The 23,517-nt window shown below is 71.3% G+C and carries 23 protein-coding genes; 12 read left to right on the forward strand and 11 right to left on the reverse strand.

What is annotated here, in order from left to right; genetic code table 11:
• Positions 1–167: 167 nt before the first annotated feature.
• Positions 168–551, reverse strand: a complete 384-nt coding sequence (locus tag Pta02_RS16095) for a DUF1801 domain-containing protein (protein WP_203875633.1) — start codon at positions 549–551, stop codon at positions 168–170.
• 150 nt (positions 552–701) lie between these two features.
• On the opposite strand from Pta02_RS16095, the gene Pta02_RS16100 reads away from it, so the two are divergent.
• Positions 702–1,097: an SgcJ/EcaC family oxidoreductase gene (locus Pta02_RS16100; protein WP_203875715.1), complete on the forward strand. Its 396-nt coding sequence runs from the start codon at positions 702–704 to the stop codon at positions 1,095–1,097.
• A gap of 574 nt (positions 1,098–1,671) precedes the next feature.
• Here the strand turns inward: Pta02_RS16100 and Pta02_RS16105 are convergent.
• The 5 genes from Pta02_RS16105 to Pta02_RS16125 form a co-directional block, all read right to left on the reverse strand.
• Positions 1,672–2,451, reverse strand: coding sequence for an alpha/beta fold hydrolase (locus tag Pta02_RS16105; RefSeq protein WP_203875634.1), 780 nt, complete (start codon positions 2,449–2,451; stop codon positions 1,672–1,674).
• Between the two features lie 54 nt (positions 2,452–2,505).
• Positions 2,506–3,267 carry an SDR family NAD(P)-dependent oxidoreductase gene (locus tag Pta02_RS16110; RefSeq protein WP_203875635.1) on the reverse strand — a complete coding sequence of 254 codons (762 nt, stop codon included), beginning with the start codon at positions 3,265–3,267 and terminating at the stop codon, positions 2,506–2,508.
• A gap of 57 nt (positions 3,268–3,324) precedes the next feature.
• A complete protein-coding gene (locus Pta02_RS16115) occupies positions 3,325–4,038 on the reverse strand; it encodes an alpha/beta hydrolase (protein WP_203875636.1) in 714 nt (237 codons plus the stop codon).
• Positions 4,039–4,122: 84 nt separating this feature from the next.
• Entirely contained in the window at positions 4,123–4,440 is a 318-nt protein-coding gene (locus Pta02_RS16120; RefSeq protein WP_203875637.1) for an Rv1322 family protein, read from the reverse strand.
• Positions 4,437–5,909, reverse strand: coding sequence for a 3-hydroxyacyl-CoA dehydrogenase family protein (locus tag Pta02_RS16125; protein WP_203875638.1), 1,473 nt, complete (start codon positions 5,907–5,909; stop codon positions 4,437–4,439). Before Pta02_RS16125 ends, Pta02_RS16120 begins: the two co-directional genes overlap by 4 nt.
• Before the next feature lie 192 nt (positions 5,910–6,101).
• Between Pta02_RS16125 and Pta02_RS16130 the strand changes: the two genes are divergently transcribed.
• The 11 genes from Pta02_RS16130 (at position 6,102) to Pta02_RS16180 (ending at position 16,139) form a co-directional block, all read left to right on the forward strand.
• Positions 6,102–6,542, forward strand: a complete 441-nt coding sequence (locus tag Pta02_RS16130; protein ID WP_203875639.1) for a hypothetical protein — start codon at positions 6,102–6,104, stop codon at positions 6,540–6,542.
• Entirely contained in the window at positions 6,539–6,850 is a 312-nt protein-coding gene (locus tag Pta02_RS16135) for a winged helix-turn-helix domain-containing protein (protein ID WP_203875640.1), read from the forward strand. Before Pta02_RS16130 ends, Pta02_RS16135 begins: the two co-directional genes overlap by 4 nt.
• Entirely contained in the window at positions 6,850–7,728 is an 879-nt protein-coding gene (locus Pta02_RS16140) for an ABC transporter ATP-binding protein (RefSeq protein WP_203875641.1), read from the forward strand. Before Pta02_RS16135 ends, Pta02_RS16140 begins: the two co-directional genes overlap by 1 nt.
• 67 nt (positions 7,729–7,795) lie before the next feature.
• The gene (locus Pta02_RS16145) at positions 7,796–8,965 is read left to right on the forward strand and encodes an ABC transporter permease (RefSeq protein WP_203875642.1); all 1,170 of its coding nucleotides are present in this window, start codon (positions 7,796–7,798) and stop codon (positions 8,963–8,965) included.
• 92 nt (positions 8,966–9,057) lie between these two features.
• Positions 9,058–9,720: an endonuclease NucS gene (nucS, locus tag Pta02_RS16150; RefSeq protein WP_203875643.1), complete on the forward strand. Its 663-nt coding sequence runs from the start codon at positions 9,058–9,060 to the stop codon at positions 9,718–9,720.
• Between the two features lie 153 nt (positions 9,721–9,873).
• A complete protein-coding gene (locus Pta02_RS16155; RefSeq protein ID WP_203875644.1) occupies positions 9,874–10,698 on the forward strand; it encodes an ABC transporter ATP-binding protein in 825 nt (274 codons plus the stop codon).
• Positions 10,699–10,925: 227 nt separating this feature from the next.
• Entirely contained in the window at positions 10,926–11,771 is an 846-nt protein-coding gene (locus Pta02_RS16160; protein ID WP_203875645.1) for an ABC transporter permease, read from the forward strand.
• Positions 11,729–13,096 (forward strand): sensor histidine kinase, encoded by a 1,368-nt coding sequence (locus Pta02_RS16165; RefSeq protein WP_203875646.1) that lies wholly within the window; start codon positions 11,729–11,731, stop codon positions 13,094–13,096. The genes Pta02_RS16160 and Pta02_RS16165 overlap by 43 nt, the downstream gene beginning before the upstream one ends.
• Positions 13,097–13,098: 2 nt before the next feature.
• On the forward strand, positions 13,099–13,728 hold the full coding sequence (locus Pta02_RS16170) for a response regulator (protein ID WP_203875647.1): 630 nt from the start codon (positions 13,099–13,101) through the stop codon (positions 13,726–13,728).
• A 196-nt stretch (positions 13,729–13,924) separates the two neighbouring features.
• The gene (locus Pta02_RS16175; protein WP_203875648.1) at positions 13,925–15,409 is read left to right on the forward strand and encodes an aldehyde dehydrogenase family protein; all 1,485 of its coding nucleotides are present in this window, start codon (positions 13,925–13,927) and stop codon (positions 15,407–15,409) included.
• A gap of 148 nt (positions 15,410–15,557) precedes the next feature.
• Positions 15,558–16,139: a TetR/AcrR family transcriptional regulator gene (locus Pta02_RS16180; protein ID WP_239130712.1), complete on the forward strand. Its 582-nt coding sequence runs from the start codon at positions 15,558–15,560 to the stop codon at positions 16,137–16,139.
• Positions 16,140–16,160: 21 nt separating this feature from the next.
• Here the strand turns inward: Pta02_RS16180 and Pta02_RS16185 are convergent, their stop codons facing one another.
• The 5 genes from Pta02_RS16185 to Pta02_RS16205 all read right to left on the reverse strand — a co-directional run bounded on the left by Pta02_RS16185 (position 16,161) and on the right by Pta02_RS16205 (position 23,476).
• The gene (locus Pta02_RS16185; protein WP_203875650.1) at positions 16,161–16,754 is read right to left on the reverse strand and encodes a response regulator transcription factor; all 594 of its coding nucleotides are present in this window, start codon (positions 16,752–16,754) and stop codon (positions 16,161–16,163) included.
• Positions 16,755–16,919: 165 nt separating this feature from the next.
• Positions 16,920–18,209 carry a sensor histidine kinase gene (locus tag Pta02_RS16190; RefSeq protein ID WP_203875651.1) on the reverse strand — a complete coding sequence of 430 codons (1,290 nt, stop codon included), beginning with the start codon at positions 18,207–18,209 and terminating at the stop codon, positions 16,920–16,922.
• Positions 18,210–18,221: 12 nt separating this feature from the next.
• Positions 18,222–19,019, reverse strand: a complete 798-nt coding sequence (locus Pta02_RS16195; RefSeq protein ID WP_203875652.1) for an ABC transporter permease — start codon at positions 19,017–19,019, stop codon at positions 18,222–18,224.
• A gap of 91 nt (positions 19,020–19,110) precedes the next feature.
• On the reverse strand, positions 19,111–20,172 hold the full coding sequence (locus Pta02_RS16200; RefSeq protein ID WP_203875653.1) for an ABC transporter ATP-binding protein: 1,062 nt from the start codon (positions 20,170–20,172) through the stop codon (positions 19,111–19,113).
• Positions 20,173–20,308: 136 nt separating this feature from the next.
• The gene (locus Pta02_RS16205; protein WP_203875654.1) at positions 20,309–23,476 is read right to left on the reverse strand and encodes a S41 family peptidase; all 3,168 of its coding nucleotides are present in this window, start codon (positions 23,474–23,476) and stop codon (positions 20,309–20,311) included.
• Positions 23,477–23,517 lie beyond the last annotated feature (41 nt).

Genomic DNA, 23,517 nt, shown 5'->3' on the forward strand with positions numbered 1-23,517 from the left:
GGCTCTCCTTTTGTTGTCCGGTTCTCAGGCCCGGCTATCGCAGGACACGCCCCGCCCCCGCCGTCGCTCCGGGTCCTCCCGTTCGGCGCCGGTGCGGCGAGACAGGGCGGGGACGCGCTCGACGCCCGGATACGGCGCTTCGTACGATGCCGGCCGCCATCGCATGGCTACGCCTGGACCCATCGATTCACCAGGGAAACGACCGCCGCCTGTTTGGACTCGACGTCTTCCAGGTCCGTGAACGATATGACGCCCCTATCGGGCGCCTGCCATCTCATCAGCCCCGTGGGGTCCTGGAAGGAGAACTCGGCGCTGTCGTCGCGGACTTTGGCCCCGCGGTGGAAAACGAGCTGCAGCCGATCGCTCCGCCGGAGCAGGAAAGTGACTCTGTCCACCCCGTCGTGACAGAAGCTGGGGGCGTTCCACTTCACACGCTCGGTGATCTCCGGATTAGATGCCAGAATCGCTTTCCGCAGCTGCTCGACTCCCGCCTTGAGCGGGTGCTGGAGGGTCACCATGAAGCGATCGACCCCGCCGGACTCATTCGCCATCCGCTTTCCCCTTTCTCCTTTCAGCGCATCATTGCAAAACGGTCCGACAAAAGCACCGTCCAATCGCTTCGCCAAAGGAACCGCGAATGGCATATGAACCTCGCCCGAGGTCTTGACCTCAACTTACCTTGAGGTTCTATCGTGATCTTCATGAGCACAACAGCTGCCGCCGAGATCGCAGCGATCAAGCAGGTGGTCGCCGCGGTCGAACACGTCCAGAACCATGAGCTTCCCGACGAGTTCGCCGCCCTGTTCCGGGCCGACGCGATCTGGACGACGGGCCACGGCAAGCGCCTCTTCGGCCGTGGTGCGATCTCCGCTTTCACCCACCAGGTGCTTCCCGGCGGGATGCAGGACACGACAGTCACGTTCGAGGTCGAACACGTGCTGTTCATCCGCCCCGATGTCGCCGCCGTCAAAGTACGCCAGGTGTATCAGACAGCCCACGGGACGGACGTGGGCACGCCGCTGTTCGTCATGGCCAAGGAGGACGGGCGGTGGCTCTTGACCGCCTGCCAGAACACCAGCGTGATCGACAACGGGTGACCACATCCCGCACTGACTACGCCGGCCCGCTCTACGCTCCTCCCCGCCGCCATGGCCGCAAGGCGACGGCGAGCACCCCTGAACGGCCCCGCACCCACGCTTCAGCCACCCGCAGAACCCTGGGCGCCCGGGAAAGGCCCGCCACTACGGCGCGTCATGAGTACGGCGGAGCAGGGCCGGGCGCGGAGCGGGCGGGTGTGCAGGCCGGCGTATAAAGGACCGCGCCCCGCGCGCCCGGGCAGGCCGAAGGCCTGAATGCACCAGACATCGGCTGAGACGGCCGGCCGGAACACCCGCCCGCACAGCGCCCCGGATGCCCCAGCCCCGGTACCGAAACACCCCCTCCCCGCCACCCTGCCCCACCCGCCGTACGAAGGCGCCGAAAACCACCGCCCAACGCCTCGCCGTACCGGCGCCAGGAGAGGTCACACGCATGCACCAGCGGAAGAAGGCGGCAGCGGGGCCGAGGTGAGGCGGCGAGAGTGGGCACCGAAGGGCCGAAACCGTACCGGCGCCGAGCCCTGCTTTGAATCCGCACCGTACCGGCGCCAACCCCGCCGACCGTGCAGGGTTCTCAGGAAGAGACGATGCGTTCCTGGAGGAAGCCGGTCACGGCGCGGTTGAAGGCTTCGGGTTGTTCCACGGCGCTCAGGTGGCCGGCCTTCTCGATCACGGTCAGGCGGCCGTCGGGAACCGCCTCGGTCATCGCCTCGGCGTCGGACAGCGGGGACAGCTCGTCCTCCTCGCCCACGATCACGAGCACGGGGACCTTCAGGGCGCGCAGGGTGTCGAAGGAGTCGGGGCGGGCGGCCATGGCGCGCTGGGCCCAGGCGACGGCGGCGGGCGGGGCGGACTGGACCAGGCCCCGGATGCGGCCGAACACCATCGCGCGGCGTTGTTTGGTGGTGGGGCCGACGAGCGCCGGGAGGACCTCCTCCAGGAGGATCGAGGGGCCCCTGTCGAGGACGGCGGCGGCGATGCGCTCGCGGTTGGCGCGGGCGGGCTCGGGGTCGGCGGTGGCCTTGGTGTCGGCCAGGATGAGCCCCAGCAGGCGGTCGGGGTGACGGCGGCACAGGGCCATGGTCACGTAGCCGCCCATGGACTGTCCGCCGATCACGGCACGGTCGATGCCCTCGCCGTCGAGGAGGCGTGCGACGTCGTCGGCCATCGCGTCGAGCGACGGCTCGTCGTCTCCGAGCAGCGAGCCGCCGAATCCGCGCAGGTCCGGAGTGATCACCTTGCAGGCGGCGGCGAGTCCCTCGCGCTGGGCCAGCCACATCGTCGATGACATCGGAAACGCGTGGAGAAGGACGACCGGAAGTCCCTCGCCCGCCGATCGCGTGTACAGGCGCACGCCGTCCACCGTAATGGCGGACTCCCGATCTGACACCCCTTGACTATGGACCCGTTATGAGGTGGCGCTGACCCCGCCGTCGACCAGGAGCACCTGGCCGGTCATGTAGGCGGAGGCCGGGGCGGCCAGGAACAGGGCCGGGTACGCCATCTCCTCCGCGGTGCCCCAGCGGCGCATGGGGACGGTCTGGACGGTCGCCTCGCTCGAGGCCGGGTCCTCCCAGAGGTTGCGGTTGAGGTCGGTGGCGGTCCAGCCGGGGCACAGGGCGTTGACCCGGACGCCGCTGCCGGCCCACTCCAGGGCCAGGGTCTTGGTCAGGGCGACCAGGCCCGCCTTGGCCGCGGCGTACGGGGCCAGGAACGGCGCGCCCTTGGCCGCCACCGAGGACACGTTGATCACCGATCCGGAACCGCGGTCGAGTAGGTGGGGGGCGAAGGCGTGGCAGACGGCCATGGCCGAGTCGAGGTTGAGCCGCATCAGCTTGTCCCATCCGGACAGCCGCAGGTCCTTGAACGGTACGAGGAAGTTGGACCCGCCCGCGTTGTTGACCACCACGTCGACGTGGCCCAGGTCCTCGATCGCCCGCCGTACGGCCGCCGCCGCGGCGTCCCGGTCGGTGAGGTCGCACGGGATCACCACGGCCCGGCGGTCGAGCTCCTCGATCTCCTTGGCCGTCTCGGCCAGGGACTCGGGCGACCGGGACACCAGCGCGACGTCCGCGCCGGCCTGGGCGAACGCGACCGCGACGGCCCGCCCGATGCCCCGCGACGCGCCGGTGACGAACGCCTTCTGGCCGGAAAGATCGAACGCCTGCACGGCCGCCTCCTCGTTGTCCGCGAACGCCGCACCGTGCGGCTCGAACCGAACAAGATTCTACGAGTCGGCGACCTCGGTGGGGAGGGGGTAGGCGGCGGGGTTCACCCGGCGGACGATCTCGTCGAGCACGATCCGCACGTACGGCTCGCCCACCCACAGGTGCTTGGCGTCGTCCACCCCCACGACCTCGGCCTGCGGCACCCGCGCGAAGCGGGTGCGGGCCTGCGGCGGCTGGAGGTAGTCGTCGAACTCGGGGACCAGCGCGGTCAGCGGGCGGCCGAACGCCGCCCACGCGTCGAGGTCGGCGTCACCGGCCCGGTGCAGCGGCGGGGAGAGCAGGACGGCGCCCCGCACCAGCGGGTCGTGACCCCACTTGAGGACCAGCTCGGTGCCGAAGGACCAGCCGATCAGCCAGACATTCGGCAGGTCGTGGAACTCGGCGTACTCCAGCGCGGCGGCGACGTCGAACCGCTCGCCCTCCCCGCCGTCGAAGGCGCCCTGCGAGGTGCCGCGTTCGGAGCCGGTGCCGCGGGTGTTGAAGCGCAGCACCGCCAGGTCGGCCAGGGCCGGCAGCCGGTTGGCGGCCTTCTTGTAGACGTGGCTGTCCATCATGCCGCCGTGCGTGGGCAGCGGGTGCAGGCAGATCAGCGTGGCCGCCGGCGGCCGCTCGGGCGGAAGCGCCAGCTCGCCCACGAGCGTCAGCCCGTCGGCCGTGTGCAGCTCGATCGGCTCGCGCCTGGCGGGCAGGACCGTGGCGGCCCGGATCTCCATCTCATGCCTTTCGTGGGTTCGTTGCCATGGCGGGCCGGCGCGTCCCGGCCCTCGGAACCGCTGCCGCCGGTACGGCACCGGCCTTCAGTAACGGCTCCGGCCGGGGCCGCGCCTGGCCCGGTTGCGCCAGCACGCGGTGTGCCAGTGCCTGCGTTCGTCCTCGCCGCCCTGCCAGGCGGGCCAGCTCACCAGGTGCGGCAGGCCCGGGCTGATCAGCTGGTCGCAACCCGGGCAGCGGTAGGTCTTGTCGGCCCCCGCGCCGGTGAGGCGGCGGACGTGCCAGTCGCCGTCGGGCCACTCCTCGATCCGGTCGACGCCGGGCACCGACCGCCCGACGGGCCGGGAGGTCTTGCCCGACCCCCGGTCGAAGGGGTCCATCCGCCTGGCCTTGCGCGGGCTCACGACGACAGGTCGCGGATGCTCGGCACGCCGGCGGTGACGAGCTGGTCCAGCAGCGGCGCGGGGGCGAAGCAGGGGTCGCGGTACTCGGCGTAGAGGGCGCGCAGGCCGTCGCGGACGGTCTCCAGGCCCAGCCGGTCGAGCATCTCGAACGGTCCCTCGGGGTAGCCGCAGCCGAGCCTCATGGCCGTGTCGACGTCCTCGATCGAGGCGTAGCCGGACTCGTACATGCGCACGGCGTCGTTCAGATAGGGGTACAGCAGGGCGTCGACCACGAACTCGGCGCGGTCCTTGCAGGGCACCGCGGTCAGGCCGAGGATCCGCATCAGGCCGTGGGCGACGCTCGCGACCTCCGGCGAGGTGAGCACCGTGGAGGCGACCTCGGCAACCCGGTCGCCGACCAGGTGCAGGCCGACGAGGCGCCCGGGGTGCGGGAGCCGTACGGCCAGCTCGACCACGGGGGTGCGCGACAGGGCGATGACCAGCTCGGCGTCGTCGGCGTCGACGAGCTTGAACCCGGCCCCGGAGAGCCTGGCGCCGAACTCCTCGGCGCCCTCCCCGAGCACCCCCACCGAGCTCGCCGACGGCTTCTCGTCGGGCGAGGGGCTCTCGGGCTCCTCGGCGCAGTGGAAGCCCTGGCCGGACTTGCGCCCTAGCAGGCCGGCGGTGACGAGCTCGCGCAGGATCGGCGCCGGGGCGTGACGGCGGTCGCGGGTCTCGCGGAAGAGCACCTCGCAGATCTCGTAGGAGGTGTCCAGGCCGATCAGGTCGAGCAGGGCGAAGGGGCCCATCGGCAGCCCGACGCCGAGCCGCATCGCGGCGTCGATGTCGTCCCTGCCGGCCACGCCGTTCTCCAGCATGACCGCCGCCTGGTTGAGGTAGGGCAGCAGGAGCCGATTGGCCACGAACCCGGCGCGGTCGCCGACGACGACCGGCGTCTTGCCGAGGCGGCGCGCGAGATCGGCGACCTCGTCGGCGAGTCCCTCGTCGGTGGTCACGGTGCGGACCACCTCGACCAGTTTCATGACCGGGGCGGGATTGAAGAAGTGCATGCCCACGACCCGGCCCGGCCGGGTGGTGGTGGCCGCGATCGCGGTGACCGACAGCGAGGAGGTGTTGGTGGCGAGCACCACGGAGGGCTTGCAGACGCGGTCGAGGTCGGTGAACAGGGCCCGCTTGAAGTCCATGACCTCGGGGATGGCCTCGATGACCAGGTCGGCCTCGGCGAGGTCCTCCAGGGAGGTGGTGAAGGTCACCCTGGAGAGGATCTCCGCCTTCTGGTCCCCGGTCAGCCTGCCCCGCGCCAGGGCCCTGTCCGTGGAGGCCTCCAGGTGGCCCCGTCCGCGCTCCAGCGCTCCGGAGTCGGCCTCGACCCCGATCACCGTCAGTCCGGCGCGGGCGAACACCTCGGCGATTCCCGCGCCCATCGTGCCCAGCCCGACCACGCCGACCGTCTCAAAGGTGCTCGCCATCGCCTCTCCCCGTCGTGCCGTGCACCGGCTGCCCTTTCACGGGGCCTGCCGCCCCGCACCGCCCCAGTGTTTCAGAGGCGGTCCGCGCACCCCAACGGCCGGGTGCCCGCCGATCGCAATGTCGGGGCGGCAACTACTTGAATGAGAGTTGAGTATTGGCTACGGTTTGAGTTGATGAGCGGAGGAGGAGTCATGGAAGACGAGTTCACTCCGGATGACGCCCTTCGGCAGATCGACGAGGTCGACCGGAGGGCCCGGCGCCCGGCCCGGTCGATGGCGATGACGTTCACGGTCATGGGGTTCGCCACCATCGCCTACTGGCTGGTCATGTCCCTCGGACCCGGCTGGTCCAAGGGCGTGGCGGGGGTGACGTGGATCGCCCTCACCGTCGCCTCCGTCGTCCAGATGCACCGGATGGGCGTCAAGGACCGCGAGGTCGAGTGGGTCAACAGACCCACCGGCCCGGTGACGGTCGCCTACTGCGTCCTGACCGTGGCCGTGATGGTGTTCGGGGTCTTCCTGCGCCCCGACGACCCCGGCGGCCTGTGGGTCGCGGCGCTGGTCGTGCTGACGGTGGGCACCAGTCTTCCGCTGTTCTACGCGGTCTGGCGCATCCTGCGGGCGGCCCGATGAGCGGTACCGGCTCGCATCCGCGCCACGATCTGGACGAGGTCATCCACGCCCCCGTCCGGCTGTCGATCATGGCCGCGCTGGCCGCGGCGGAGCGGGCGGAGTTCCGTTTCCTGCGCGACACGATCGAGGTGAGCGACTCCCTGCTCTCCAAGCACATCATCACTTTGGAGGACGCCGGCTACGTCGAGGTCGAGAAGGTGTTCGTCGGCAAACGGCCGCGCACCTGGCTCTCGCTCACCGACGACGGACGCCGCGCGTTCGACGACTACGTCTCCGTGCTGAAAAGACTGACCGAAGGATCCCCCTGATGATCGAAATCGACGATCTGCACAAACGCTACGGCGACAAAACAGCCCTGGCGGGAGTGTCGTTCGCCGTGAAGCCGGGCGAGATGTTCGGCTTCGTGGGCGCCAACGGCGCGGGCAAGACCACCACGATGCGCATCCTGATGGGGGTGCTGGCCGCCGACTCCGGGCAGGTGCGCCGGGACGGCAGGCCGCTCACCTTCGAGGACAGGCGGAAGTTCGGCTACATGCCGGAGGAGCGCGGCCTCTACCAGAAGATGAAGGTCTCCGAGCAGGTCCAGTACTTCGGCCGGCTCAACGGCATGTCCGCCGCCCAGGCGGCGAAGGCCACGGCCGACCTGCTCGAACGGCTCTCGCTCACCGGACGCGCCGGTGACGAGGTGGGCGCCCTGTCCCTGGGCAACCAGCAGCGCGTGCAGCTGGCCGTCGCCCTGGTGCACGACCCCGAGGTGCTCGTCCTGGACGAGCCCTTCTCCGGCCTGGACCCCATCGCCGTCGACGCGCTCGCCGAGGTGCTCGTCGAGCGCCGCACGGCGGGCGTCCCGGTGCTCTTCTCCAGCCACCAGCTCGACCTGGTGGAGCGGCTGTGCGACTCGGTGGGCATCATCTCGGCCGGTCGCATGGTGGCCAGCGACACGGTGGAGGAGCTGCGGGCCCGGGAGGGACGCCGCCTGCTCAAGGTGGTGGTCCGGGACGCGGCGCCCGGCTGGACGGCCGGACTGGGCGGAAATATCACCGAAAAGGGTGATGAGGTGCTCTTCACCGACGTGAACGGCAGCGATCAGGAGATCCTGCGCGCCGCCACGAAGGCGGGGACCGTCGAGCACTTCGGCTGGGAGCGGCCCACGCTCACGGAGATCTTCCGGGAGGCGGTGGCATGAGCAGGCGGATCAACCGGAACGGCACGTTCGCGTACGCGGGCTGCGGACCGATGGGCGAGGAGATCGCATGAGTGGACTGTGGCTGGTCGCGCGACGGGAGATCGCCACGCGCGGCCGTACGAAAGCGTTCGTCATCGGCCTGGTGATCAGCGCGTTGCTGGTCGGCGCCCTGGCCTTCCTGCCCAAGCTCTTCGCCGGCCCCGACTCCTACACCGTGGGATTCGTCGGCCCCTCGACGCTGCAGCCCGCGCTCACCGGGGCGGCCAAGGACGTCGAGATCACCGTGAAGCCGTTCGCGGACGAGGCCGCCGCCCGCAAGGCCGTCCTCGACGGCGACGTGGACGCGGTCGTGGTCGACGACCGCAGGGTGTTCGCCGACGGCGAGGTGGACCGGGAGCTGGGCCTGCTGCTGGAGGGCGCCCACCAGACGGCCCAGGCCGGCAGGCAGCTCGCCGCGGCCGGGCTCGACGCCGCCAAGGTCGCCGAGGCGATGCGGGTCGCCCCGCTGGAGCAGGTCTCCGTCGGCGCCGACACCCGTTACGCGGGCGCGCGGACGGGCATCGCGACGCTGCTGGTCATGCTGCTGTTCTTCCAGCTCCTCCAGCCGTCGATGTACGTCGCCATGGGCGTGGTCGAGGAGAAGGGCAGCCGCATCGTCGAGATCCTGCTGACCTCCATCCGCCCCTGGCAGCTGCTCGGCGGCAAGATCGTGGGACTGGGCGCGCTGGCGCTGCTCAACCTCGTCGTGGTGATCGTGGCCGGCCTGGGAGCCGCCGCGATCAGCGGTTTCGCCTCCGACATGCCGCCCGGGATCGGCGGTGTCGTGGTCAGCACGCTGTTCTGGTTCGTGCTCGGCTACGCCTTCTTCGCCACGCTGGCGGCCGCGCTCGGCTCGCTGGTCTCCCGGCAGGAGGAGGTCAGCAGCGTCCTCACCCCCATGATGATGCTGATCATGGCCGCCTACTTCGTGTCCTACTTCGCGGCCGTCGAGCCGGGCAGCCCGGTGGCCCGCATCCTGTCGATGATCCCGCCCTTCTCCTCGATGGTCATGCCGGTCCGCACGGCGGCCGGCGAGGTGCCCCTGTGGGAGATGGGCGTGGCGGCGGCCCTGATGATCATCGCGACGGCGGCCGTGCTGGTCGTGGGCGCCCGGATCTACGAGCGCGCCGTCCTGCGCACGGGCGCGCGGGTCAAGCTCTCCGAAGTCGTGCGGGACGGTTCCGCCGTCGCGCGCTGACGGGCTCCCGCGGCGGCCCGCCGCCCGTCGCATCCACCGGCCGTCCTCTTCGGAGGGCGGCCGGTGCCGTCGGGCCGGTAGGGTTGTCGCTCATGCGGCTGGTCATCGCTCGTTGCAGCGTGGATTACGTGGGAAAGCTCACCGCCCATCTCCCGATGGCCCCCCGGCTCATCCTCATCAAGGCGGACAGCAGTGTGTCGATCCATGCCGACGACCGTGCGTTCAAACCGCTCAACTGGATGAACCCGCCGTGCAAGCTCCGCGAGGACGGCAGCACCTGGACGGTGACCCACGGCAAGACCGGTGAGAAGCTCGTCCTCACCATGGAGGAGATCCTCCACGACTCCAGCCACGAGCTGGGCGTCGACCCGGGCCTGATCAAGGACGGCGTCGAGGCCCACCTGCAGGAACTGCTGGCCGAGCACATCACCACGCTGGGTCCGGGCTACACGCTCGTCCGGCGCGAGTACATGACGGCGATCGGTCCGGTGGACATCCTCTGCCGCGACCACAACGGCGCCACCGTGGCGGTGGAGATCAAGCGCCGCGGCGAGATCGACGGCGTCGAGCAGCTCACCCGCTATCTCGAACTCCTCAACCGCGACCCCCTGCTGGCGCCGGTCAAGGGCGTCTTCGCCGCCCAGGAGATCAAGCCCCAGGCCCGGGTGCTCGCCGCCGACCGCGGCATCGACTGCGTGACCCTCGACTACGACGCCCTGCGCGGCATCGAGCCGGAGAACCCCACCCTGTTCTGACCCGCCGCCCGTCCCGGTCTGCGGCCCCCGGGTCTGTGACGGCCCGGTGCGGGAGGCCACGCCGTACGGCCCGGGCCTGTCCTCCGAATGGAGGACAGGGGATTCCATCGGCCGTTGGTGCCGGTCGAGGCGTGCCCGGACGAGTCTTGAGGCATGACCACAGCGGTGAAAGTGCGCGGCCTGACCAAGCGTTACGGCGACGTGCAGGCGGTCGGGGGCATCGACCTCGACATCAAGGCGGGCGAGGTGTTCGCGATCCTCGGGCCCAACGGGGCGGGGAAGTCGACCACGGTGGAGATCCTGGAGGGCTACCGGCGGCGCGACGCGGGCGAGGTCAGCGTCCTGGGGACCGACCCGGGCAGGCCCACCCGTGAGTGGCGTTCCCGGGTCGGGGTGGTGCTGCAGACGGCCGACGACGTGGCCGAGGCGACGGTGCGGGAGACGGTCCGGCACTTCGCCGGTTACTACCCCGCCGCCATGGACCCGGATCAGGTGATCGAGCAGGTCGGCCTGACCGACAAGGCCGACAAGCGGATCCGGGAGCTCTCCGGCGGTCAGCGGCGCCGGGTGGACGTGGCGCTGGGCGTGATCGGCGGTCCCGAACTGCTCTTCCTGGACGAGCCGACCACCGGGTTCGACCCGGAGGCCCGCCGCCAGTTCTGGGAGCTGATCGGGAACATGGCCCATCAGGGGACCACGATCGTGCTGACGACCCACTATCTGGACGAGGCCGAGGCGCTGGCCGACCGGGTCGCGGTGATCGCCAAGGGCCGGATCGTGGCCGAAGGAGAGCCCGCGACCCTGGGCGGCCGGGCCACCGCCAAGGCGACGGTCCGCTGGGCGGGAGGCTCCCTGGAGACCGACACCCCCACCGAGACCGTGCTGGAGCTGACCCGGCGGTTCGACGGCGAGATCCCGGAGCTGACGGTGACCCGGCCGTCCCTGGAGGAGATCTATCTCCGCCTCATCGAAGGCTGACGCCGCCTGCGGGAGGACATCCGCTCCGCAAGGAGACCCCTCCGAGGCGAGTCCACCTCTTCGACGGCCGCTCGCCTGCGGCGAGTCCCGCCCCTGCGGGGGATCCTCACCTCCGGCCGCCGGCCGGACGCGGCCGGACCGCCGATCCTCCGGCGGACACCTCACCCCCACCGTCCCCACGCCGCTTATCCGGACAACCCACCTCAGTCGCTTGAGAAAGCAGCTCCATGAGCCAGACCATCGTTCCCGACGCCGCCCTTCCGGTGGCTCCCGCCAAGCTGCCCTCCCCGGTCAGGACGGGCCTGTCGCGGGCGGCCCTCGAGACCCGCATGTTCTTCCGGGAGAGGGACGCGGTCATCTTCACCTTCTCCTTCCCGATCATCCTGCTGGTGATCTTCGGATCGATCTTCGCGGACGATCTGGAGGGCACCGGTCTCAACGTCTCCCAGCTCTACGTCGCCGGGCTGATCGGCTCGGCGGCCATGACGGGCTTCCAGAACCTCGGCATCGGCATCGCGATGGACCGCGACGACGGCACGCTCAAGCGGCTGGCCGGCACGCCGATGCCCCCGGCCGCCTACTTCGTGGGCAAGGCGCTCAACACCCTTCTCATCTCCTTCGTCCAGGTCGTGATCCTGCTGGCCATCGGGGTGGCGCTGTTCGAGCTGGAGCTGCCCGCGGAGGTCTCCACCTGGCTGACCTTCGCCTGGGTGTTCGTGCTCGGCGTGTTCGGATCGTCGCTGCTCGGCATCGCGGTCAGCAGCCTGCCCCGATCGGGCAAGAGCGCCAGCGCGGTGATCGCGATGCCGTTCGTGGTGCTGCAGTTCATCTCGGGGGTGTTCATCCCGATCAGCCAGCTGCCCGAGTGGCTGGTCCGGATCGCGTCGTTCTTCCCGCTCAAGTGGATGTGCCAGGGATTCCGGTCGGTGTTCCTGGGAGAGGCCGGTGCCACACTGGAGCTCGCCGAATCATATGAACTCGACCGGGTCGCGCTGGTTCTGGGCGCGTGGGTCATCGGAGGACTGGTGCTGTGCCTGACGACCTTCCGCTGGAAGAGCCGCCGCGACGGATAGCGGAGCCTCCGGCCGGGCCCTTCCGGCGGCTGGCCGGGTTCGTCGGTCCGCCGGCCCGTCCGGACCGGGCCGGCGGACCGGCGGGGCCGCACGCCTGGGAGTCGCTGATCGGCTGGGAGGCGCTGCTGGTCCTCGCCACCATGATTCCGGCGGTGTTCGTCCTCACGACGAGCGAGGCTCCCGCCCCGGAGAGGTTCGCCGCCGCCGGGCTCATGGCGGCGATCACGCCGGTCTATCTGCTGATCGGCCGCCCCGCCATCACGAACGAGAACCGGCGCCGGGGAATCGTCTATCTCACCCTGATCATGGCCCTGTTCACCCCGGCCGTGCTGATCGAACCGGCGACGACGTTCGCGCTCTTCGGGCTCTGCCCGCAGTGCTTCATGGTGCTCCCGGCCAGGCAGGCGATCCTCGGCGTGGTCGCGCTGAACCTCACCCCCGCCGTGCGGTTCTTCGTCATCGACGGCGGGACGGGCGGCGCGTTCAACCTGCTGACCGTCACCATGATCGTGATCTTCTTCTCCGGCGTGTTCGGCATATGGATGGAGCGGATCATGGAGCAGAGTGAGGAGCGGGCCGCGCTCATCGAGGAGCTGGAGGCCCAGCGGGCGCAGGTCGCGCGGCTGTCGGCCGAGCGGGGAGCCCTGGCCGAGCGGGAGCGCCTGGCCGGGGAGATCCACGACACCCTGGCCCAGGGGTTCACCAGCATCATCATGCTCATCCAGGCCGCCGAGGCCCAGCCCGACCCCGGCCGCCATCTGGCGCTGGCCGTACGGACCGCGCGGGAGAACCTGGCCGAGGCCCGCGCGCTGGTGGCGGCGCTGTCCCCCGCGCCCCTGAACGGCTCCACTCTCGACGAGGCCCTCGGCAGGCTCACCGCCCGGCTCGGCGAGGAGACGGGGATCACGGCCTCCACCGCCGTCCGGGGCGACTCCCGTCCGCTGGCGCCCTCCGTCGAGGTGGTGCTCATCCGGGCCGTCCAGGAGGCTCTGGCCAACGTGCGCAAGCACGCGGCGGCGGACCGCGTGGACGTCGTGACGAGCTACGGGCCGGAGTCGGTGACGCTGCAGGTGCGCGACGACGGGTGCGGCTTCGATCCGGCGGCGGTCGACGGGTACGGCCTGCGCGGCATGCGCGCCCGGGTGGAGCAGGCGGGCGGCGCGCTCGTCCTGACCGGCGTGCCCGGCGCTGGCACGACTCTTGAGGTCACCGTCCCGATCTACCCGGGAGCGGAGCACGCCGCATCCGGAGCCACCGCCCCCATCGGCCCGGGAACAGACCGCACCGCATCCGAAACCGCCGTCCCCGCCGATCCGGGAGTGTGACCTTGCTGCGTCTGATGATCGTCGATGACCATCCGGTGGTCCGGGAAGGGCTGCGCGGGATGCTGGAGGCCGACCCCGGGATCACCGTGGTGGGCGAGGCCGCCTCGGGGGACGAGGCGGTCGTGCGGGCGCGGGAGCTGACGCCGGATGTGATCCTGATGGATCTGCGCATGCCGGGCGGTGACGGGGTGGGCGCGATCTCGCGCATCCTGGCGGACCGGCCGGAGAGCCGGGTGATCGTGCTGACCACCTACGAGACCGACCAGGACATCGTCCGCGCCGTCGAGGCCGGGGCCGCCGGCTATCTGCTCAAGGACACCTCGCGGGCGGACCTGCTGGCCGCGATCCTGGCGGCCTCGCGTGGCGAGACCGTGCTGTCCCCGTCGGTGGCGACCAGGCTGGTGAGCCGGATGCGGGCCCCCGTGACCGAGTCGCTGTCCCCGCGCGAGACCGAGGTGCTCTCCCTGGTGGCGCGCGGGCTGACCAACGCGGAGGTCGGCCGGGAGCTGTTCATCAGTGAGACCACCGTCAAGACGCACCTGCTGCGGATCTTCGGCAAGCTCGGCGTCTCCGATCGCACCGCCGCGGTCACCACGGCTATGGACCGGGGCCTGCTCCTGCGGCGGACGTGACCACCGGCCGGGGCTCCTCGCGCCGCTGCCGGCCCGGCCCTCCCGAGTAAGTGACGGTTTACTGCACAACGGACACGGTCTATCGTGAGCGCACCGTGCCCGTCTCCCGTACAAGGGCAGGGCGGGCGCTCCGCCCTCCGAGGCGTCCGTCATGCGGACGCATCGGGGCGTCCGTCACTCAGACAGGAGACTCGCGATGTCCACGGCGACCGAGCAGCGAACCTTCGATTCCCTCAGCCCCGCCACCGGTGCCGTCGTCGGCACGCACCCGATCCAGGACGCGGCCGCCGTACGCGCGGCGGTGGCCGACGCCGAGCCCGCCGCGGCGTGGTGGGGCGCACTGGACTGGGCCGAGCGCAGGCGGCGGCTGCTCGACTACAAGGCGGTCGTCACCCGTGACATCGCCCGGGTCGTCGACATGGTCCACCAGGAGACCGGCAAGCCGAAGGCGGACGCCACCCTCGAGGTGATCCTCGCCATCACCCACATCGACTGGGCGGCGCGCAACGCGCGCAAGGTCCTGGGACCGCGCCGGGTCTCCCCCGGGATGGTCGGGGTCAACCTCGCGGCCACGCTGGAGTATCTGCCCCTGGGCGTCGTCGGCGTCATCGGCCCCTGGAACTATCCGGTGTTCACGCCCATGGGCTCGATCGCCTACGCGCTGGCGGCGGGGAACGCGGTGGTGTTCAAGCCGAGCGAGCTGACCCCGGGAGTGGGCGTGCTGCTGGCCGACCTGTTCGCCGAGTCGGTGCCGGAGCAGCCGGTCTTGCGCACCGTGACCGGCCTCGGCGAGACCGGCGCCGCCCTCGCGGGCGACCCGGGGATCAAGAAGATCGCGTTCACCGGATCGACGGCCACCGCCAAGCGGGTGATGGCGGCGTGCGCGGAGAACCTGACGCCGCTGGTCGCCGAGTGCGGCGGCAAGGACGCCCTGATCGTGGACGCCGACGCGAACGTGCCGGCGGCGGCGGACGCGGCGCTGTGGGGGGCGATGTCCAACTCCGGGCAGACCTGCGTCGGCGTCGAGCGGGTCTACGTGGTCGACGCGGTCTACGACGACTTCATGCGGGAGCTGACCGGGCGGGCGGCGAACGTGCGGGCCGGGCAGGACTACGGGCCGGTCACCATGCCCGCGCAGATCGACGTGATCCGCCGGCACATCGACGACGCCGTCGCCACGGGCAAGGTGGTCCTCGGCGGGCCGGAGTCCGTGCGGGAGCCGTACGTCGATCCGGTGATCGTGGAGGACGTGCCCGAGGACTCCCCCGCGGTCCGCGAGGAGACGTTCGGCCCGACCCTCACGGTCAGGCGCGTGGCGGACGCCGAGGAGGCGCTGGCGCTGGCCAACGCCTCCGCCTACGGGCTGGCCGGCACGATCTTCTCGGGCGACGTACGGCGGGCCATGGCGCTCGCCCGCCGGATGCGGAGCGGGATGACGGCGATCAACTCGGTCATCTCGTTCGCCTCCATCCCCGCCCTGCCCTTCGGCGGCGTGGGCGACTCCGGCTTCGGCCGGATCCACGGCGCGGACGGGCTGCGGGAGTTCGCCCGGCCCAAGGCCGTCTCCCGCCAGCGCTTCGGGCTTCCCGGAATGAATCTCACATCCTTCACTCGAGGGCAAGCCGAACTTGACCGCTTGGTCAAGCTTGTGACGTTCTTGCATGGGCGACGCAAGCGATAGCGTCTTGACTCTTCCACAAAAAGGATCTTGCACCCATAATGGGTGGTTCCAGAAGCCAAGATCGTGGAGTGGAAGTGATACAGCCAAAAACTGTCAAGTCCTCGCCCCGCAGCGGGGACTTGACATGAGCGGACGCTCATATCGGGGAATGTCTTCGGAAGAACGACTGGCCGAGCGGCGCGAACGGCTCATCAGGTCGGCGTACATCCTCTACGCCGACCTCGGCTTCCCCGATACGACGATCGAGAAGTTGTGCGCCGCCGCGCGCATCTCCAACCGCGCCTTCTACGAGTGCTTCACCGGGCGCGACGAGCTGATGTGGGTGGTCTACAACCGATGTGTGCGCGACAACCTCGCCGCGGTCTCCGCGGCCGTCGAACAGGCCCCGAACACGCTGCTCGGTCGGATCGAGGCGGGGGTCGCCGCGTACATCGAGTTCGTCACCGAGGATCCGCGCCGGGCGCGGATCCTGCACCTGGAGGTACGGCGCGCCGGCGACTGCCTCACCTCGTCCCGGCAGGAGGCCGTGGCCGGTTTCACCCAGATCATCGAGACCAACCTCCTGCAGGTGCCCGAGGAGACCGGGGTCGACCTGCACCTGCTGGTGCTCGGCATGATCGGCGCGATCCAGGAGCTGCTCATCGAGTGGGTGCTGGCCGAGGATCCGCCTCCGGTGGAGAGCGTGGTCAAAACCGCCGTGTACATCTTCAACCGGTCACTGGCGATATGAGCGCTCCGGCGCCGCGGGGGTTCACAACCAGCCCTTCTCCTGCGCGGCCCGGATGGCGGTGATCCGGTTGGTGGCTCCCAGCTTGGTGATCGCGCTGGACAGATAGTTGCGGACGGTGCCCTCGCTGAGGTGGAGCGAGGTCGCGATCTCTCCCACCGAGGCGCCCGAGGCCGCCAGGGCCAGCGAGTCCCGCTCGCGGTCGGTCAGCGGGCTCTCCCCCGCCATCATCGCCGAGGCGGCCATCTCCGGATCGAGATAGCGGCCGCCGGAGCAGACCTTGCGGATCGCCGTCGCGAGCTCGTCGGAGGAGGCGTCCTTGGGGACGAACCCCCGCACCCCCGCCGCCAGCGCCCGCCGGAGGTACCCGGGGCGGCCGAAGCTGGTCAGCATCAGCACGGCGTGCCCCGGGAGGGTCTCGGCGACGCTCAGGCCGTCCATCCCGGGCATCTCGATGTCCAGCACGATCACGTCGGGCGCGTGCTCCCGTACGGCCTGCGCCACCAGGTCCCCGCGGGCGACCTGGGCCACGACCTCGATGTCCGGCTCCAGCCCGAGCAACGTGGCGATCGCGCCCCGGATCAGGTGCTCGTCGTCGGCCAGCAGAACCCGGATCACCGGACCTCCTCCCGCGGCGCCGGACCACCCGGCTCCCGCGTCATCGGACACTCTCGCGCGGGGCCGGAGCATCCGGCTCCCGCGTCGTCGGACACTCTGCGGCGGGACCGGACCACCCGGCGCCCGCCGTTCCTCCTCCGGCGGCACCGCGCTGCGGCGTCCGCCTCATCGGACCCCCTCCAGGGGGACCACCGCCCGCAGCCTGAACTCTCCCGAGCCGTGCGGCCCGGCGGTGACCGAGCCGCCCGAGGAGGCCACCCGCTCGGCCATCCCCGTCAGGCCCGTCCCGCCCCGCCCTCTCACGTCCGCCGCGCCGTCGTTGGTCATCTCCAGCACCGCCTGATCCTCCTGCAGCATGATGGAGATGCGGCAGCGGGTCGCCCTGCTGTGCCGCAGGACGTTGGTGGTGCCCTCGCGGACGAGCCAGGACAGCAACGTGGCGAGTTCCTCGGGCACCCCGTCCGGCGGGGCCTGCAGCGTGCACTGGACGCCGTCCGCCTCCAGGACGGCGACCATGCTGCGCAGCTCCGCGTCGAGGTCGACCGTCCGGTATCCGCGCACCGCCGTGCGGATCTCCTTCAGCGCCTCCCTGGCCAGCCCGCGCACCTCGCCCATCTCGGCGGCCGCCCGGTCGGCGTCGGCCCTGGCGAGCTTGACGGCCACCTCGCTCTTGACCGCGATCGCCGACAGGCTGTGCCCGACGAGATCGTGCAGATCGCGGGCGAAGCGCAGCCGCTCCTCGGTCACCGCCAGCCGGGCCTGGGCCTCTTTGCCGGCCTCCGCCGCCCGGACCACCTCCCAGAACCAGAGCTGGAACCGGTTCGCCCACGGCAGGACCAGAGATATCCCGATATATCCGCCGATCGTCGCGCCGAAGCTCTCCTCGTCCGAGTAGATCGCCAGAGCCTGCGGGGAGTCGGGGGCGCCCGGCCAGAGCAGGTACAGCCCCACCGCGGTCGCACCGAGGGTGGCCAGGAGGGTGGCGGAGCGGCTCAGCAGCAAAGCCGTGCTCGTGCTCCAGGCCAGGGCGGCCAGCCCCCAGGACCAGAGGTGCCCGTCCTGGGTCGCCAGCACGACCAGCGCGATGACGCCCGAGGCGACGATCTCCCGGTTCGCGGTGGTGCCGTCCATCGCGGCCCTGACCATGCGCACCTGGAGCAGGCTGAAGGGGATCAGCAACACGATCCCCAGGAGCATGAGGGGGATCGGCTCCGTCCCGGTGGCCCGGGAGAGCCAGCCGAGGGAGCCCACCCACGGCAGGAAGACCCCGATGCTCAGCATCCAGAAGGTCAGCCGGCGCAGCCGCTCGACCTGGGAGCGTTTGTCCCTCCGGAAGAGCCCGGCGAGGGAGCCCGCTCCCGGGGCCGCCGGCCGCCGGAGCAGGGACCGCAACAGCCCCGAGGGGACGAGTGCCCTCAGGCGCCCCGTCCCCTTGTCATCAGTTTTCGTCAGCATCGGCGGTCCACGTTAGCCGTGCCGGGGCTCCCACCGGAACAGCCACCTGGCCAGCAGCGCTCCGATCACGACCCAGACGAGCAGGATCCCGATCGAGGGCAGTGCGGCCGTCCACTGCCCGGCCATCGTCAGCTTCTCGCCGCCGTCGCCGAAGTGGTCGGCGCCGAGGAAGCCGGTGCGCATCATCTCCACGATCGGAGTGACCGGCAGCAGGTTCGAGACCACGGCCAGCGGGCCGGGCAGCGCGTCGGCGGGGAAGGCGACCGGCGCGGCGACCATCATGACGAGCAGCACCGGCAGCACCGTGATCTGCGCCATCTCCGCGTTGGGCGTCATCCCGGAGAAGGCCGCCGCGAGCAGGCCGAACACCGCGACGCCCAGGACGGCGGCGAGCACCATCAGCGGCACGTTGACCGGCAGGACGTCCTCGAAACGGTTGACCCAGATCCCGATCAGCAGCGCCTGGAAGAGGAAGACGGCCAGGGCGCCGAGGCCGCTGCCCGCCATGACCGCCACCGCCGACGGCTGGCCCCCGCGCAGCCGCTTGAGCACCAGTTCCTCACGGCGGGAGGTGAAGGCGTTGACCAGGTTGATGAAGACGGCGAACGCCAGCATCAGGCCGGGCACGCCGGTCAGGACGAACACCTTGCCCTCCACCCCGGCGACGTCACCGGTCGGGAAGCTGCTGTAGAGGGCCGCGAGCAGCAGCGGCATCAGCATCACGTTGAACAGCACGGTGGTGTTCCTGCCGACCAGGGTCAGGTCGAGCCGCGCCAGCCGTACGGCGTGCAGAACATCGGTCTTCGTCATCGCTCGCCACTCCTCGTCCGCCGCGCGGGCCGTACGCCCCCGCGGACCTCTTTCGTCCGTCACACCGTCGTTCAGCGTCGTCGTGCGCATCTCAGGCCTCTCCCACGACCCGCATGAAGACGTCCTCCAGGGTTCCGCGGCGCACGGCCAGGCGCTCCAGGGTCTCGCCACGCGTGTCGGCCCAGGCGAGCAGCGGCCGGAGGGCGGCGTGCGCGCGGGTCCCGGCGTCGGATCCGGACAGGGTGTAGCCGACCTCGGTGCCGCCGGAGGCGTAGGTCAGCGCCGGGGCGACGCCGTCCAGCACGGGCAGGTCGCCGAAGGTCCAGGAGGTGCCGGGGAGCCGGAAGGCGATCATGTCGCCGGAGGTGGCCACCACCTCCTCGACCGCGCCGTGGGTGTGGATGCGGCCCTCGTGCATGATGGCCAGCCGGTCGGCCAGGCGCTCGGCCTCCTCCAGATAGTGCGTGGTCAGCAGCACGGTGGTGCCCGCGTCGCGCAGGTCCTCCACGACCTTCCAGGTCGTACGGCGCGCCTCGGGGTCCATCCCGGTGGTCGGCTCGTCCAGGAAGAGCACCTCGGGCGCCGCCAGCACCGCGAGCGCGAGGTCGAGCCGGCGCTTCTGGCCGCCGGACAGCTGCTTGACCCTGACCCGGGCCTTCTTCTCCAGGCCCACCAGCTCCAGCGCACCCATGGTGACGCGGTCGACCCGCCGGATCCGGCTGCCCAGGAGGGTGAACCCGCCCGGCAGCTCGGTGCTGCCGGACATGGTGACCGGGCGGCCGGCGTCCCGGCTCAGTCCCTTCCACAGGTCCACGGTCTCGGCCACCGTGAGGTCGCCGAGGAAGCCGCCCTCCTGCAGCATGATGCCCACGCGGGGGCGCAGCTCGCGGTGCTGCCGGATCGGGTCGAGGCCCAGGACCCGGACGGTGCCGTCGGTGGCGGGCGCGTAGCCCTCCAGGACCTCCATCGTGGTGGTCTTGCCGGCCCCGTTGGTGCCCAGCAGGGCGAAGACCTCTCCACGGGGGACGGTGAAGGAGATGCCGCGCACGGCCTCGAAGTCACCGTACTTCTGCCGGAGCCCGCCGACCTCGATCACGTCCTCGGGGCCGGTGGTTCCGGTGCCGGTCGCGTCCGCAAGCTGTCGTGTTCTCATGGGAAAAATCATGATCTACCTGCTCAGTCGCAGGTAGTCGTGGATATCACCAGAGAGATATGGATCTCGTGGGTGCCCCGGATGACATTTGTCATCCGGGGCACCCGAACGCCGGGGCCGGGGCTCCGGATGCCCCCTACGGGCGGGGCGGCAGGGCGGGACGGCGCCGGGAGGGGCGGGTCGCGGCGTCCGGCGGGGTCGCGGCGGGACGTTCCTCCAGAGCGGCCAGCGCGAGCCGTACCGCCTCCTCGATCTGCGGGTCGCGCCCGGCGGCCCAGTCGTCCGGGGTGATGTCCACCTCGACGTCCGGGTCCACTCCGTAGTTCTCCACGCCCCAGCCCAGGCCCTCGAACCAGAAGGAGTACCTCGGCACCGTGACGGCCGACCCGTCCACCAGGCGGTGGTCGTCCTCGATGCCGATGACCCCGCCCCAGGTCCGGGTGCCGACCACCGGGCCCAGCTTGTGGATCTTGAAGGCGGCCGTGACGATGTCGCCGTCGGAGCCGGCGTTGTAGTCGGTGACCGCGACCAGCGGGCCGCGCGGGGCGTCCTCGGGATAGGTGATCGGCATCAGGCCGCGGGGCAGGTCCCAGGCGATGACCCGGCGCAGCAGCTTCTCGATGACCAGCTCGGAGGTATGGCCGCCCCGGTTGCCCCGGACGTCCACCACGAGCCCCTCGAAGGTCATCTCCCGGCGCAGGTCGCGGTGGAACTGGGCCCAGCCCTCGGCGACCATGTCCGGGATGTGCAGATAGCCCAGCCGCCCGCCGCTCAGCTCACGGACGTGCGCCCGGCGACCGGCCACCCAGTCCTGGTAGCGCAGTCGCCGGTCGTCACGCAGCGGCGTGACGACCACCCGGCGCCCGCCCCCGAGGGTCAGCTCGACCGGCTTGCCCGCCGCGCCGACCAGCAGCCGCGCGGGGCCCTGCGGCGGCACCGGGCGGCCGTCGACCGCCAGCAGCGTCTCCCCCCGCAGCACCCCCGCGCCGGGCACGGCCAGCGGGGAGCGGGCGTGCACGTCCGACGACTCGCCGGGCAGCACCCGGTCCACCTGCCAGCGGCCCTCGTCGTTGCGCGAGACGTCCGCGCCGAGCAGGCCCACCGCGTCGCTGGAGGGCGATCCCCAGGGCGCGGGGATGACGTAGGCGTGCGAGCTGCCGAGCTCGCCGGCCACCTCCCACAGCAGGTCGGCGAAGTCGTCGTTGGTGGCGACCCGGTCCACCAGCGGCCGGTACTCCTCCAGCACGGCGTCCCACTCGACGTCCGCCATGTCCTCCACCCAGAAGTCGGCCCGCACCCGGCGGCCCATCTGCGCGTAGGCGTGCCGCCGGTAGACGACGGGGTCGACGGTGATCCGGATCCTCGACACGTCCACGGTCACGTCGTCGTCGCCGTTCTTGCCGGTGGCCGGGCGGACGGTGAGCGTGCCCTTGTCGGAGACGACCAGGCGGGTGCCGTCGCCGCTGACCCGGTACCAGTCGAGCTTGTCGACCAGTTCCTCGCAGGTGCGCTTGACCAGGTCGTAGCGGTCGAGGGCGGGCCTGGGCGATTCCCCGCCGAGGTCGCCCCTGTCCTCGCCCAGTTCCCCGGCCAGCGGCTCGCGCAGCCAGACGAACCCGCCCTTGACCGCGCGCAGCGTCGAGTAGCGGCCCTCGGGCACCGGCACCTGCACGACGCGGGCGACGATCCCCTCGGTGTCCACCGTGATCGGGGCAGGCTCCTTCTTCTTCCCGCCGTCGCCGTCACCGTCGCCGCCGTCCGCCCCGGCCACCGGCCGCCCGTCGATGCTGGGCGCGAAGGGCGAGGGGGTGGAGGCGGCCAGCGGGACCAGATAGGGGCGGTAGCCGTACGGGAAGGACATGTCGAAGGAGTGCGCGTCGTAGACCGGGTCGAAGCCGCGACGCGACAGGAAGGCCAGGTGGTCGCCGGCGAAGGCGGGCGAGACGTCCACGAAGCGGCCGTCGGTCACGTCGTGGATCACCCGGTCCACCACCCTGGCCAGCCGGATCCGGCGCAGCGGGGTGGCCTCGGGGTGCGACCAGGCCAGCCAGGCGGAGTCGGGCGACCAGGCCATGCCGTCGATCTGGCCGTTGGCGCGGGCCAGCTCGACGACCTCGGCGGAGGCCACGTCCACCAGCAGCAGCCTGCCGTCCCTGGCCGCCACCGCGATGGTGCCCCCGTCGGGCGCGACGGCCAGGTCCCCGACCTCGCCCAGCTTCCCCTCGGCGATCCTGCGGGTCTCCCCGCCCCCGGCCGGGCCGATCTCCAGGCCGTGCGTCCGCCCGTCGTCGATGACCCACACCACCTGGTCGGCGCCGAGCATGCGGGGCTTGCCCGCGGCCAGCCCGGAGCTGAGCTGGCGCGCCGGGCCGTCGCGGTGGGTGAGCCAGTGCACGGTGCCCCGCACCTCCACCGCGCTGGCCCGGCCGGTCGCGTCCACGGCCAGGTCGTCCAGCCTCCGGCCGGCGTCCACCGCCCGCGGCTGGCGCCCGCGCAGCGGGGAGCCGGGGCGGACGTCGAGCTTACGGGTCTCGGCGTCCAGGCCGTCGAGGATGTAGAGGTCACCGGCGTTCTGGTAGACGATCCGGGTCCCGTCGGTGGTGGCGTGCCGGGCGTAGAAGACGTCGTGGTCGGTGTGGCGGCGCAGCCCGGTGCCGTCGAGTTCCGTGGAGTAGAGGTTGCCGACCCCCTCGTGGTCGGACAGGAAGACCAGGCGCCCGTCGGCGAGCATCGGGCTGGCGAAGTGGCCGTCCAGCCCGGCCAGCAGCCGGGTGAAGCCGTCCGGCCCGCCGATCCACAGCCGGCCCGCCGTACCGCCCCGGTAGCGCTTCCAGGTCCCCGGGTCACGGGCCAGGGAGGCGGTCAGCAGCGCGGTCGCGTCCTCGGTGATCGCCAGGTCGGTGACCGGGCCGTACGGCAGCCGCTCGGCGTTCCCGGCGGTGTCCAGCGCGTAGGCGAAGCTCATGGAGCCGAACGGCCGGCCGGTCGCGCTGATGGCGAGGATCCGGCCCTCAGGGGTCCACCCGCGAGTCCGGGTGCGGTAGTCGCCCCAGTAGGTCAGCCGCTCGGCGGAACCGCTCTCCAGGTCGGCCAGGAACACCTCGGGATCGCCCTCGCGCACGCTCGTCCATGCGACCTTGGAGGCGTCGGCGGACAGGCGGGGGTGGCTCGCCGGGGCCCGATCGGAGGACAGGCGCCAGGCCCTGCCCCCTTCCGCGGGGGCCGCCCAGACGTCGTCATCGGCGACAAACGTCAGCACATCCCCGGATATATGCGGAAATCGCAGGTAAGAACCAGAAACCATCGTTGCATCATATTGTCAACCATGGTGTTAATACCGGTATT

Source organism: Paraplanobispora takensis (genome assembly GCF_016863195.1).
Lineage (GTDB): Bacteria > Actinomycetota > Actinomycetes > Streptosporangiales > Streptosporangiaceae > Planobispora > Planobispora takensis.

Coding starts and splice junctions, on each gene's coding strand:
- Pta02_RS16180 (WP_239130712.1), top strand. CDS start 15,558: ATGTCTTCGGAAGAACGACTGGCCGAGCGGCGCGAACGGCTCATCAGG.
- Pta02_RS16155 (WP_203875644.1), top strand. CDS start 9,874: ATGACCACAGCGGTGAAAGTGCGCGGCCTGACCAAGCGTTACGGCGAC.
- Pta02_RS16125 (WP_203875638.1), bottom strand. CDS start 5,909: ATGGCGAGCACCTTTGAGACGGTCGGCGTGGTCGGGCTGGGCACGATG.
- Pta02_RS16100 (WP_203875715.1), top strand. CDS start 702: ATGAGCACAACAGCTGCCGCCGAGATCGCAGCGATCAAGCAGGTGGTC.
- nucS (WP_203875643.1), top strand. CDS start 9,058: ATGCGGCTGGTCATCGCTCGTTGCAGCGTGGATTACGTGGGAAAGCTC.
- Pta02_RS16115 (WP_203875636.1), bottom strand. CDS start 4,038: ATGGAGATCCGGGCCGCCACGGTCCTGCCCGCCAGGCGCGAGCCGATC.
- Pta02_RS16205 (WP_203875654.1), bottom strand. CDS start 23,476: ATGGTTTCTGGTTCTTACCTGCGATTTCCGCATATATCCGGGGATGTG.
- Pta02_RS16145 (WP_203875642.1), top strand. CDS start 7,796: ATGAGTGGACTGTGGCTGGTCGCGCGACGGGAGATCGCCACGCGCGGC.
- Pta02_RS16160 (WP_203875645.1), top strand. CDS start 10,926: ATGAGCCAGACCATCGTTCCCGACGCCGCCCTTCCGGTGGCTCCCGCC.
- Pta02_RS16200 (WP_203875653.1), bottom strand. CDS start 20,172: ATGAGAACACGACAGCTTGCGGACGCGACCGGCACCGGAACCACCGGC.
- Pta02_RS16175 (WP_203875648.1), top strand. CDS start 13,925: ATGTCCACGGCGACCGAGCAGCGAACCTTCGATTCCCTCAGCCCCGCC.
- Pta02_RS16195 (WP_203875652.1), bottom strand. CDS start 19,019: ATGACGAAGACCGATGTTCTGCACGCCGTACGGCTGGCGCGGCTCGAC.
- Pta02_RS16135 (WP_203875640.1), top strand. CDS start 6,539: ATGAGCGGTACCGGCTCGCATCCGCGCCACGATCTGGACGAGGTCATC.
- Pta02_RS16140 (WP_203875641.1), top strand. CDS start 6,850: ATGATCGAAATCGACGATCTGCACAAACGCTACGGCGACAAAACAGCC.
- Pta02_RS16095 (WP_203875633.1), bottom strand. CDS start 551: ATGGCGAATGAGTCCGGCGGGGTCGATCGCTTCATGGTGACCCTCCAG.
- Pta02_RS16130 (WP_203875639.1), top strand. CDS start 6,102: ATGGAAGACGAGTTCACTCCGGATGACGCCCTTCGGCAGATCGACGAG.
- Pta02_RS16190 (WP_203875651.1), bottom strand. CDS start 18,209: ATGCTGACGAAAACTGATGACAAGGGGACGGGGCGCCTGAGGGCACTC.